This window comes from Planctomycetia bacterium (genome assembly GCA_015200345.1).
In the GTDB taxonomy this organism is placed as follows: domain Bacteria; phylum Planctomycetota; class Phycisphaerae; order UBA1845; family UTPLA1; genus PLA3.
This window is the reverse complement of sequence record CP054187.1, coordinates 3,105,809-3,118,384: the sequence shown is the minus strand read 5'-3', so window position 1 is coordinate 3,118,384 and position 12,576 is coordinate 3,105,809. Positions and strand designations below refer to the sequence as shown.

The window sequence follows — 12,576 nt, the reverse complement described above, 5'->3', positions numbered from 1 at the left end:
TTGTTGACCGCGGTGTCCGTTCGACACGCCTTTCGTGGTACAATTCAGACAGATCGCCTCGCGGGTGGAGTGGACCTTCCGCGACCATCGCACGACCCCCAGGACCCCACCGATGATGAATCGACCGGCCGATTCGCGCCTTGCCGTCCTTCTCGCCCTCATCCCGGCCGTGCTCACCGGCTGCGCCGCGCTGCGCGCGCCCTCGGCCGATCCAAGCGGACCGGCGGCGGTCGACGCCCGACTCGCCACGGCTGATTCGGTCGCCCCGGCGAACCCAACCGGGCACGCATTGCCGCTGCGCATTCCGCGCGTGAAGAAGGTCGTCGGCGAGCGGCCCGATCACCCGGGCGAGGCGATGGAATTCCGCTATCGCGAGCGATTGAGCGAGAACGGAAAGATTCCGCCCAACGCCCTGCTCCGTGCGGTGGAAGACAAACGTCGCTCACTCGCCGGCGCGCCGCGTAACGCCGGCATCGACAGCATGAGCTGGACGGAACTTGGCCCCGGCAACATCGGCGGACGCATCCGCTCCATACTCATTCATCCGACCACGCCGGAGATCATGTGGGTCGGCGGCGTGGCGGGCGGCGTGTGGAAGACCACCAATGCCGGCGCGCATTGGGATTTCATGGATGACTTCCTCCCGTCGTTGCCGATCGGCTGCATGGCGCTGGACCCGACCGACCCGGATGTGCTCTACGCCGGCACGGGCGAGGGCTTCGGCAACATCGACTCGCTGCCCGGTGCAGGCATTCTCAAATCCGTCGACGGCGGCGTCACGTGGGCGCAGATTCCCAGCACCATCCCCACCAACCCCGACCCGACGCAGGACCCGTGGGGCTACGTCAATCGCATCGCCATCAGCCCGGCGAGCAATCAGATCATGCTCGTCGCCACGAAACAGAAAATCTTCCGCACCACCAACGGCGGCACAAGCTGGACCGAGGTCTTCCCCGATCGCACCAACGACGTGCGCTTTCACCCGACCGACGGCAACCGCGCCGTCGCCGGCACGAACGCCGGAACAGCGATCTACTCCACCGACGGCGGCGTGACCTGGCAAACAGCCCAGGGAATTACGTCCGGCGGCGGCCGCGTCGAAGTCGCCTACGCGCGCGGTTCGCCGAACACCGTCTACGCCAGCGTCAACCGCAACGGCGGCGAAGTCTGGCGATCCACCAACGGCGGACAGAGTTACACCCTGCGCAACACCGGGACGAATTATCTCGGCAATCAGGGCTGGTACGACAACGCCATCTGGGTCGATCCGACCAATTCGAACACCATCGTCCTCGGCGGCGGGCCCGATGCCTGGCGCAGCACGAACGGCGGCAGCAGCCTCACGCGCATCAGCCAGTGGGCCAGCGCGCCGCTCTCGGCGCACGCCGACCATCATGTCATCGTCGAGCATCCGGGCTTCAACGGCACGTCCAATCGCACCGTCTATTTCGGAAACGACGGCGGCATCTATCGCACCGACAACGTCTACACCGTCGCCGGCACGACCGGCTGGATCGCCCTCAACAACAATCTCGCCATCACCCAGTTCTACGGCGGCGCGGTCAACAACAGCACCGGCGTCCTGGTCGGCGGCACGCAGGACAACGGCACGCTCCGCACGGCAGGTTCCTTCAATTGGACCGCCATGTTCGGCGGCGACGGCGGGTTTTGCGCGGCGGATCAGAACGACCCGAATTACTTCTACGGCGAGTACGTGTATCTACGCATCCACCGCAGCACCAATGCCGGTCTTTCGTCCAGTTCCATTTATGCCGGCGGACCCAATCCGCTCACCGACGCCAGCAGCGGCGCGGCCAACTTCATCGCGCCGTTCATCCTCGACCCGAACAACTCGGATCGGCTGCTGGGCGGCGCGGCCAATCTCTGGCGATCAAACAACGTCAAGAACTCCCCGCCGGATTGGTTCATCATCAAGCCGTCCATCGGCAGCAACGTCTCGGCCATTGCCGTCGCCGTGGGCAACTCCGACCTGATCTGGGTCGGGCACAACAACGGGAACGTGTACAAGACCACCAACGGAACCGACGCCAGCCCCACTTGGACGCGCGTCGATACCAACACACCCGAACTCCCCAACCGCACCTGCAAGCGCATTGCCATCGACCCGTCGAATCACGACCGCGTCTATGTCGGCTTCTCCGGCTACGAGGCCGACAACCTGTGGAAGACCACCGACGGCGGCACGAATTGGACGAAGATCACCGGCCCCGGCCAGCCGGGCGACCCGCAGACGCTGCCGCGCGCGCCGGTTGATACAATTGTATTACACCCCGCCCTGCTCGGCTGGCTCTACGTCGGCACCGATATCGGCGTCTTCGCTTCCACCGATTACGGCGAGACGTGGTCCAGCTCCAACGACGGACCGGCCAACGTCGCCGTCGACGAGCTGGTCTTCAAGGGCAGCAACACGCTCATTGCCATCACCCATGGCCGCGGCATGTTTTCCGCCACGATCGATCCCTCCGGCGTCGACTGCAACGGCAACATGGTCGAGGACATCACGGAGTTGGAAGGAAACGACTGCAACGGCAATCAGTTGCTCGACGTGTGCGAACTGGCCGCCAACCCCGCGCTCGACTGCAACGGCAACAACACGCTGGACGCCTGCGAACTGGAAGGCAACGACTGCAACCATAACACCGTAATCGACGCGTGTGAGCTGATCGACCACCCCGAGCGAGACTGCAACAACAACAACATCGTGGACACCTGCGAACCGGGCGGAACCGACTGCGACGTCAACGGCGTAGTCGATCTCTGCGAAATCGCCGGTCAGGACTGCGACGCCAACAACGTCATCGACTCGTGCGACCTGGCCGCCGGCGTCATCGCCGCCGACGACTGCCCACAAGCCATGCGCGTCCTGCCCGGTGTGACCTACACCGGCTCAACCATCGGCGCTGCCAGCAACGGCGAGGACACCTGCAATCAGACCGGCGCGACCCCGCCTGATCTCTGGTTCCGCTACGACCCCGCATCCAATGGCGCGGCCACGATCTCGCTTTGCGGCAGCACCTACGACAGCATCCTGTCCGTTCACGACGGCTGCCCCGGAACGACGGTGAACGAACTTGTGTGCGACGACGACTTTTGCGGCGGCGGCTCCGGTTCTCAAGTCACGCTCAACGTAACGGCCGGCTCCGCCTATTGGATTCGCGTCACCGGATGGAGCACGTCCGCCGGTGAGTTCCAGCTTCGCATCACCGGTCCGACTGCCTACGGCGATCACGATTGCAACGCCAACGGTGTTCTTGACGCCTGCGAGCCGGCCTCAACCGGTCCCGCGATCACGCAGCAGCCGCAGAGCAGCGCGGCCTGCGAGGGCGATTCCGTGCAATTCAATGTCACGGCGATCGGCATGGCTCCGTTGTCCTACAAATGGCGCAAGGGCGGCGTCAACATTCCCGGCGAACATGGGCCGGCGCTCGTCCTGAATCCCGTGACCGCCGCCGATGCCGGCGACTACGACGTGGAGATTACAAACCCCTGCGGAAGCCTCATCAGCGCGTCCGCGACCCTCGACTTGTTGACGCCCGTGACCGTCGATGTTGCACCAGAACAGTCGCTTGCATGCGCCGGTGCAAGCGTCCAACTCGTCGCCAGCACGACCGGCGATGGGCCGCTGACGTTCCAATGGATGCGCAACGGCGAGCCGATTCAGAACGGCGGAAACATCGCCGGCGCCGACACCGACACCTTGACCATCAATCCCGCCACGGCCGGTGATACAGCCGCCGACTACGAATGCGTTGTCACTGGCGCGTGCGGTGCCGAGATGAGCGCCGTCGTTCAAGTCACCGTCTTCGCAACCGGCAGCGGTGATATTGACGGCGATGATTCGGTAACCGGATTGGACATCGCTGCGTTCGTGCAATTGCTCATGGGAGACGGACAACCTGGAGTGGCCTATTGCGCCGGCGATCTGACGGGCGACGGGCTGGTCACCGAAGCGGATATCCCGCCATTCGTGGACCTTCTGCTGCCCTAAGTGGAGCCGCAGAATGATTCACAGGGTGTGGCACCCGCCGCGGCGGGTGAATCACAGGCGAGACGCCTGTTCCGCAGGTAAATGCTCATCTCGGCTTCACTTAGCCAGATCCATGGGCTGTCGCATCGATCGCGCCAGGCCCGATATTCGGCACAAACTGCGCGGCTCAAATCCTGCCGTATCATGTGAACAGGACGAGTAAATCAGTCTAATGTTCATTATACACATACAGGGACATACCATGGTTTCTGTGTGTCAACACCCAGCCACCTCCGGCAGTGACGCGAATCCGGCCGGACGGCCCAGATAACTTGCCTTGTGTGACTTGACAGCCGTATCCGAAATGAATTAGGATAATTCGCGTAAGGTTGGAGTGGAAAGACTTACAGCGGTGCCGGTCAGACACAAGGTCGCCGGTTGACCGCACGGAACAGGTTTCGATTAGAGGGGAAACTGATAATGCGTGTTCGCAATTGGGCTGCATCTTTTGTTCTGGTTCTGGCGATTGCAATTGAGGCGAATGCCTCGTTGCTCGGTCTGACGTTCCTTCCGCCGCCGGATATCACCGTCGGCTTCATCGACGTGGATTACAACGCGGGCACCCAAACGTTCTCGGCGCAGGGTTTCGCGCAGCAGATGGACGACGGCATCGTTCCGAACAATCCCATCCTGGCCCCGGGTTACAACTTCTTCTTGAGCGCGTTGGTCGACAACACCGGCGTGCTCACGCCGGGCGGCTCGTTCTCCGTCACCGGCAGCGTCACGCTCAACAGCATTACGTACGGCCTGGTCAATCCGTTGCTCACGGGGACCGTCGCGGCCTTTGGCTTTGGCGATACGCCCGCGAACTACGATATCCTCGAATTCGTGATTGAACTGACCGGCGGCGATCTGGCCATTCCGGCTTACTACGGCGTACCGGGTACGCTGATCGGCCTGGACTTCGATGCCAACTACGGCGGCGCGTTCACCGGGTCGTTCGCCGCGAGCTTCGACAACACCGGCGGCTTCGGCCCCGGATTTGGCAACGGCCAATCTGACATTAAGCCGATTCCCGAGCCGACGGCGCTCGCCCTCTTCGGGCTGGCAGCGCTGGCTCTGGTTCGACGACGATCTCCCGCGAACTGAACAACGGTGCCTTGGAGTTGAGTCCGCCGCGGACCATGCACGCCGTGGTGGATATCCGGCCGGAGAAAAACGGGCCTGAAAACCTGACTTGATTTGTGTTGAATCAAAGGCACGAGTCCGCGCCCGCGCGCGGCCGGTCTGACTCCGCACGCTCTGCGCACAAAAAAAAGGAAAAACACATGCGTATTCGAAAAAGCACAACGGTCGGCTCGGCGCTGCTCGGCGCCTTTTACACAAGTGCCTGTTTGGCGGCCTTGCTCGGCATCTCGCTGATCGGGTCATTTCCCTCGCTGAACTACGTTTCGACCGCGCCGTCGTCCACATCGTATTTCGCCGCCAGTCAGAATTTCCGCGTCGTCTCGACGCCGATCGCCATTCGCTTCTCGCCGTCCACCCCGCCGCGGCTGGTCAACCCGACCGGTTCGCCGCCGAACGAGGTCCTCTCGATCTCGATTCAGGTCGACAACTTCGGCAACCTCGCCAGCGGCATCCCCGGTGACGATCTCGTCGTCCAGGGCGAGGTCGATGCCGATGGAAACGGTTCGGTCGATTACGCCGGCATCCTTCTGACCGGCGAAGTCCTCGGCTTCGGCCACCAGGACACCGGCACGGCATCCGACGAGTTCGACTTCCGATTCCAGGTCACCGGCGGCGTGCTCGCACCGCTCTTCTTTGTCAACAAGGACATCGGTGTGACCCTGACCTCCGAGCAATCCAACTTTGTCGGCTCCTTCGAGCAGGACTTCAACGGCCAGGCCAAGGGCCTTCTCGCACCGATCCCGCGCCTCAACCAACCGCCCTTCTGCTCCGCCAACGGCCCCTACGAGGCCGAGTGTGCAGGCGGCGTCACAACCATTCTGCTCGATGCCTCGCAGTCGGACGATCCCGATGCCGATCAGTTGACCTACTCCTGGTCCACCGACTGCCCCAACGCGGTCATCAGCGATCCAACGGCCGTCAACCCGACCCTCACGATCACCACGCAAGGCACCTGCAACATCTCGTGCAGCGTTTTCCTGTCGGTCAGCGACGGCGTCTCTCCGCCCGCCACTTGCGAGGCCCTCGTCACGATCACCGATTCGAATGCTCCGACGCTGTCGATCCCGGACAATATCAATCTCTCGTGTGATGAGCCGACCCTGCCGGCCCACACCGGCGAGGCCAGCGCACATGACGATTGCGACCCCGCTCCGACCGTCACCTACGTTGATAACGAAATCCCCGGTGAGTGCGCAGGCGATCGCGTCATCGAGCGAACCTGGACGGCCGCCGACGGCTGCGGCAACAGCGTTTCGAACACGCAGATCATCACGATTACCGATGAAGTAGCCCCGACGTTCCTGACTTGTCCGGGTGAGACCGTGGTCAACTGCGGCCAGAGTACGGATCCAAGCGTCACCGGCACGCCGACCATCGCCGACAACTGCGATGCCGCGCCGGAACTGACCTACGAAGACGAGCCGTCCCAGGGCACCTGCCCCGCGCTGGCCATGATCACCCGAACGTGGACCGCGACCGACGAGTGCGGCAACTCCTCGCAGTGCGAGCAGTTGATCGTCATCCTCAACGCCACGGCGCCGACGCTGACTTGTCCGCCGGACGTCACGCTCCAGTGCGGCCAGTCCACGTCGCCCAGCAACACCGGCACGGCCACGGCCTACGACGCCTGTGACCCCAACCCGGCCGTGACTTACTGCGATTTTGTCTCGGGCAACTGCCCGAAGATCATCAATCGCGTCTGGCGTGCGACCGACAGTTGCGGCATGTCCACCACGTGCACGCAGCGCATCACGATCGTGGACAACACACCGCCGACGATCACCTGCCCGCCGGATATCACCGTGACCTGCGGCCAGAGCACGAACCCGTGCGTCACGGGCTACGCCACGACCAGCGACAACTGCGACCCGTGCCCGACGCTGTCGTACTGCGACTCGTCGAACAGTTGCGGCTGCCCGCGGGTCATCACGCGCACCTGGAAGAGCCGCGACCGCTGCGGCAACCAGGTCACGTGCACCCAGCGCATCACCGTCGTCTCGGCCGGTCCGTGCCCCAAGACACCGGGCTACTGGAAGAACCATCCGAATGCCTGGCCAGTGAATTCGTTGCAGGTCGGTTGCGTCACCTACAACAAGACGCAACTCATGAATATCCTGTCGAACAAGACCCCCAACGGGACACAGGCCGCGAACAACGCTTCGACCAACCTGGCGAAGTTCGTCATTGCGACCCAGTTCAACCTGCTCAAAGGTTCGCAACCCGGGAACATCGCTTCCGTGGTCACCACGGCGAACCAGAAGCTGTGCCAGTACCCGCCGGGCAGCAACACGACGGGTTCGACCAAGAACCAACTGCTGGCCCTCAAGGATCAACTGGATGCTTATTGCAACAGCGACCCGCCGGGCTGCTACGAGTAAGCGTTTCCCGCCGCCGAGCAACCGGCGGAATGGATTGATTCAAAACGGGGCGACCGCCTAACCAGCGCGTCGCCCCGTTTCTTTTTCAGCAGGTGCGTCATCGCGCCGCCAGTCAGCGGTCGCGCGACGAATCAGTCCGGTTCACCGCCCCGGCAGCGACGGCGCCGGCAGCCCATCCAGTGTCGCTTCGAGTTCCTCCCGCAGGCTCCAGCCGGTCTTCAAGCCCAGCACGAACCAGCCCAGCGCCATGACCCCCACTGCGAACACGGTATCACCAATCACGCGCAGCCAGCGAAACGTTTCCATCGTATCCGTCTGAAGGAATTCGGCCGAACGCGCGTACCACATCCCCTTGTCGACGCTCGCCCAGGTCTGGAGCAGACCGACCGGCAACAGGCTCAACAGCACCATCAACGCCAAGCCGATGTTGATCGACCAGAACGCGAACGACAGCACACCGGTCCTCCAGACCTTCCGCGTCGCCAGCCCTTTTAGACAGAACAGCATCAGCCCGATGCCCAGCATGCCGTACACGCCGAACAGCGCCGTGTGCCCGTGCACCGGCGTCGTGTTCAGCCCCTGCATGTAATACAACGCGATCGGCGGATTGATGAGAAACCCGAACAACCCTGCGCCGACCAGGTTCCAGAACGCCACCGCGACAAAGAAGTAAATCGGCCAGCGATAGGCCGACACCCAAGGTCGCGCGCGGCTCAACGTCAGGTTTTCATAGGCCTCGAAGCCGATGAGCACCAACGGCACGACTTCCAGTGCGCTGAAAGTGGCGCCCAACGCGAGAATGGCCGTCGGCGTTCCGGTGAAGTACAGGTGGTGGAACGTTCCGATGATTCCCCCGCTCAAGAAAATCGTGCTGGAGAACAGGACGGCCGCCGAGGCCGTAGCAGCGCGAAGCAGACCCATGCGCGTGAACAAAAAGGCGATGGCAACGGTGGCAAAGACTTCAAAGAAGCCCTCGACCCACAGGTGAACGACCCACCATCGCCAGTACTCCACGATCGCCAGATTGGTCTGCCGGCCCCACATCAACCCCGCACCGTAGAACAACGCGATCGCCGTCGACGACAGGAAGAACATGCCCAGCAAGCTGCGGTTTGCACCGGGCCGCTTGAGTGCCGGTAACATGGCACGGCCCATCAGAAACAGCCAGATAAACAATCCCGCGAACAGGAACAACTGCCAGAATCGACCCAGATCCACGTACTCCAGCCCCTGGTGCCCGAACCAGAAATTAGCCGTGTACCCCAGCCGCTGCCGCACGCCCAGCCATTGCCCCGCCAGCGATCCGACGACGATCACCAGCAGGCAGACAAACAAGACGTTCACGCCGAGTTTTTGAAAACGCGGCTCATGCCCCGACACGGCCGGCGCGATGAACAATCCCGTCGCCAGCCAAGCCGTCGCGATCCAGAAAATCCCAAGTTGAGTGTGCCACGTTCGCGTTACCGCGTAGGGTAGGTACTCGGCCAGCGGGAATCCGTAAAACCCCGACCCTTCCACACCGTAGTGCGCCGTCACCGCTCCCAGCCCCACCTGTGCCACGATCAATGCCGCCACCGTCCAGAAGTACTTCAGCGTCGCACGCATCGACGGCGTCGGATCGAGCGCCAGCAGCGGATCCCGCGCCGGCACCGCATGGTCGTCGTGGTCGTTCTGACGCTGCGACGCGAAATACCACGCCAGCGCCGCGATGCCCGCCAGCAACAACACGAAACTCACCACCGACCAGATCACGATCGACCCCGTCGGCCGATTGCCGATCAGGCTCTCCGCCGGCCAGTTATTTGTGTACGTAATATCCGTTCCGGGCCGATTCGTACCGCACGCCCACGCGGCCCAAAAAAAGAATGCGTTCAACTTCTCCATGCGCTCCGGAGATTTGATCGCATTGGCGGGAATCGCATAGGCCTCGCGCAATTCGCCCAATTCCGGGGCACCGCCAAATAGCGATGCGTAATGCGCGCTCAAGGCCGCGATCGCCTGCGCACGAATCGGCGAGACGACGAGCTCATCGCGCGCCTGGTCGTATGTGTTCGTGCGCAGCTCCGTTGCCAAACGCTGCTTGAGCGCCGCCTGAACTTCGACCGCCAACGCATCGAACGTCGTCGAATAATCCCGGCTCGCCCAATGCTCCAGCAACCACACGCACTCGCGATGCAACCAATCGGCCGACCAGTCGGGCGCAACGTACGCCCCGTGACCCCAGATGCTTCCAACTTCCTGGCCACCCATCGACTGCCATACGTTCTGACCATCGCGAATGTCGGCCCCGGTAAACAGCACCTCGCCGCTCGTGGTCACCACGCGCGAAGGGATCGGCGGCGCCGCGCGATACAACTCCACTCCGAAGTACCCGAGTACCATGAACGACCCGACCACGACGCTCCCGAAGGCCAGCCACAGGCGTTTGTTGTGCATGGAAGTCCACTCCCGCTAAAACATAGTATTTGGGTCCAAATACATTCTTTACGTCCCCACTATAGTCCCGCTAAACTGGATGTCAAGGTCCAATTAACCAAAAAGGATCCCCCGTGATTTCCCCTACTGCTGAATATGCCTTGCGAGCCGTTGTCGCGATCGCCATGGCGAAGGGACAAGCGGTGGTCACCCCGAACCTTGCACGCACGACCAAAGTTCCCCCCGGCTACCTCCCAAAGGTCCTCCAGACGCTTCGCAAGGCCGGACTTGTCGTCTCCAAACGTGGCCTCGGTGGCGGGTTTGTTCTATCGCGGCCGGCCGATCAGATCACCGTGCTGCAAGTCATCGACGCCGTTGATCCGATCCGGCGCATCGATTGTTGCCCACTCGGGATCGAATCGCACGGCACGAACCTTTGCCCCATGCACAAGCGACTGGACGAAGCGATTGAAAGGGTCCAGTACACCTTCGCCGCCACCACGATCGCCGAGCTGCTCTCGGCCCCCGGGCGTAGCACGCCCCTTTGCGCCGAGGAAAAGCCCCTCAAGCTGGGCCTACCCCGTGCGCATCGGGAGTAGTCGCACGAAGATCGGCTTGCTGGTTCCCTGGTCGGCGTTCATCGACGGCTGGCGTCCGGCACAGGCCGCAGCGCGGTTTTATACTTTTGTGTTAATTGTCGCGAGGACGCGATGAGGAAGTCGGCCCGGCGTAGGCAATTCGAACTGGAACCGTTCCTGCATGGGCGAAATCGATGGGGAGGACGGTTCCTCATAGCGGGCGACCGGGCTCGAACCGGCAACGTCCAGCTTGGAAGGCTGGTGCTCTACCATTGAGCTACACCCGCGAATGAACGCGCCCATCGTAGCTGTTTTTTTTGACCGGCTCAACGCAATCCGCCGTCGCCACCCACCAGCCGCCTCCAAACTCCTTGTCGCAGCCGTACTTAGCAATCACCGGGCGGCGGCCGGCAAGTGCAATAGTTCTCGATGGATTCGAAGGAAAAGGTTGAATTCCGGCCTTTGTTCACGGTAACATGGTGGGTGGTGAAGCGCCTCGCGGAGCGGTCGCTCCGTCTCGCGGTTTGCATCCCAGCCGGCCCGGTGATCGGGAAGGCGATCCAGGAACTGAACGTCGTTCAATGCGGCCGAATGAGAAGCACGCGGAGGGTTATCATGAGGAAGCAACTGTTGATCGCGGGCATCCTTGTCTCGCTGGTGGCTGCCAGCGCGATGGCATTCCCGCCGACGGGCATTTACTCGAACCTGGCCGGGCATCCGACGAATCTCGTTCCAGGACTGGGGATATCGTTCAACCCCGGCTTGACCAGCCAGTTCGACCGTCCCTACCGAAGCGCGGATGGAAACTACTGGATTCTTACCGCGCTCGCCCAAACGGGTAACACCGCAACAGACGAAGTCATCATCGTCGGCTCGGGCACGACCGGCATGACGGTCTTCCAGGAAGGTGTCACGACGCTGGACGGCGGCCGGACGTGTGAATCGGCTTCCATCGATCAGCGCGTTTCGATCAACGACGCCGGCAACTTCGCGTTTACCTGTAACTTGAGTGGCGCGACAACGGATGACGAAGTCATCGTCAAGAGCATTGGCGGTACCCTGTCCATCGCGGCACGCGAGGGCACGGCAGTCGGCCCGTTGATCGCCGGCGCCAGCTTAGGCGCCACGCTCGACACTCCCGGCATCGACAACAACAACAAGGTCTCGTTCCGCTCGACGCTCACCGGACCACCAACCGGCCAGACGACGGCCGTCTTCCTTCAGGACATGGACAGCGTCGCCATGCAGTATGGCGTCACCGCCGTGAACCCGCCGACGCCCGGAGGCAACCTCTGGCAGACGCTGGCCGCTGGCGATGCGTTTTACCATGCGACGACCTCCGACTGGTTTGCCCAGGGTGACACGAACGGCACCACCACGACCGACGCCATCGTCGCCAAGAACAACCAGGTCCTGCTGAACGAGGGATCCTCACCCGGCGGGGGCCTCGGCAACGTCCTGTCGTTCGTCGAGTCGTTCATGTTCCCCGGCGGTGACTGGATGTCGCGCGGAACGATTAATGGTTCGCCCGATGACGACTGGGTTGTCTACAACGGCAACGTCGTCTCCAAGGGTTTCGACCTCGTTCCCGGCGGGTTGCCCGGCGAGCGGTTTGACGATGCCAGCTTCGCGGCGCTCTATTTCGCCATGGCTGCCAACGATGTCGGCCACTACGTCTACGGTGGCGTCACCGATAACTCCGACCTGGATCGCAACGCCGTTCTCGTCTGGAGCGATGGCGTCACATCCAACGTTGTCCTTCGCGAGGGCGACCCGGTCGATCTCGACGGCAACGGTCTGCTGGACGACAACGTCTTCCTGTCGGTCTTCAACAACGACGATATGTTCCTGACCAACGACGGCTGGCTGTACTTCTTCGCTGACCTGCGCAATACGCCGGCCTCGCCGTTCACCAACGTCGGTCAGGCGTTCATGCGGATTCAGGTACCCGAGCCGAGCACGCTCGCCCTGCTGGGTCTGGGCATGCTCACGCTCGTCCGCCGGCGCCGGGCAAACTGACTCGACCGAC

6 protein-coding genes and 1 tRNA gene are annotated in these 12,576 nt (G+C 62.6%); 5 read left to right on the top strand and 2 right to left on the bottom strand.

Annotation, left to right across the window (positions count from 1 at the left end):
- The first annotated feature begins 112 nt into the window (after positions 1-112).
- The 3 genes from HRU71_12650 (at position 113) to HRU71_12640 (ending at position 7,554) form a co-directional block, all read left to right on the top strand.
- The gene (locus tag HRU71_12650; protein ID QOJ04283.1) at positions 113-4,009 is read left to right on the top strand and encodes a hypothetical protein; all 3,897 of its coding nucleotides are present in this window, start codon (positions 113-115) and stop codon (positions 4,007-4,009) included.
- A gap of 459 nt (positions 4,010-4,468) precedes the next feature.
- Entirely contained in the window at positions 4,469-5,137 is a 669-nt protein-coding gene (locus HRU71_12645; GenBank protein QOJ04282.1) for a PEP-CTERM sorting domain-containing protein, read from the top strand.
- A gap of 179 nt (positions 5,138-5,316) precedes the next feature.
- Complete coding sequence (locus HRU71_12640; protein QOJ04281.1) at positions 5,317-7,554, top strand: hypothetical protein; 2,238 nt, start codon at positions 5,317-5,319, stop codon at positions 7,552-7,554.
- A 141-nt stretch (positions 7,555-7,695) separates the two neighbouring features.
- On the opposite strand, the gene HRU71_12635 is transcribed toward HRU71_12640, so the two are convergent.
- Positions 7,696-9,990, bottom strand: coding sequence for a nitric-oxide reductase large subunit (locus HRU71_12635; GenBank protein QOJ04280.1), 2,295 nt, complete (start codon positions 9,988-9,990; stop codon positions 7,696-7,698).
- Between the two features lie 113 nt (positions 9,991-10,103).
- Between HRU71_12635 and HRU71_12630 the strand changes: the two genes are divergently transcribed.
- Positions 10,104-10,568: an Rrf2 family transcriptional regulator gene (locus tag HRU71_12630; protein ID QOJ04279.1), complete on the top strand. Its 465-nt coding sequence runs from the start codon at positions 10,104-10,106 to the stop codon at positions 10,566-10,568.
- A 194-nt stretch (positions 10,569-10,762) separates the two neighbouring features.
- Here the strand turns inward: HRU71_12630 and HRU71_12625 are convergent.
- A tRNA-Gly gene (locus HRU71_12625) sits at positions 10,763-10,834 on the bottom strand.
- Positions 10,835-11,162: 328 nt separating this feature from the next.
- Between HRU71_12625 and HRU71_12620 the strand changes: the two genes are divergently transcribed.
- Entirely contained in the window at positions 11,163-12,566 is a 1,404-nt protein-coding gene (locus tag HRU71_12620) for a PEP-CTERM sorting domain-containing protein (GenBank protein ID QOJ04278.1), read from the top strand.
- The last annotated feature ends 10 nt before the right edge of the window (positions 12,567-12,576 follow it).

Excerpts from the sequence above, each read along its gene's own strand:
- HRU71_12650 (QOJ04283.1), top strand. The coding sequence starts at position 113 with ATGATGAATCGACCGGCCGATTCGCGCCTTGCCGTCCTTCTCGCCCTC.
- HRU71_12640 (QOJ04281.1), top strand. The coding sequence starts at position 5,317 with ATGCGTATTCGAAAAAGCACAACGGTCGGCTCGGCGCTGCTCGGCGCC.
- HRU71_12635 (QOJ04280.1), bottom strand. The coding sequence starts at position 9,990 with ATGCACAACAAACGCCTGTGGCTGGCCTTCGGGAGCGTCGTGGTCGGG.
- HRU71_12645 (QOJ04282.1), top strand. The coding sequence starts at position 4,469 with ATGCGTGTTCGCAATTGGGCTGCATCTTTTGTTCTGGTTCTGGCGATT.
- HRU71_12620 (QOJ04278.1), top strand. The coding sequence starts at position 11,163 with ATGAGGAAGCAACTGTTGATCGCGGGCATCCTTGTCTCGCTGGTGGCT.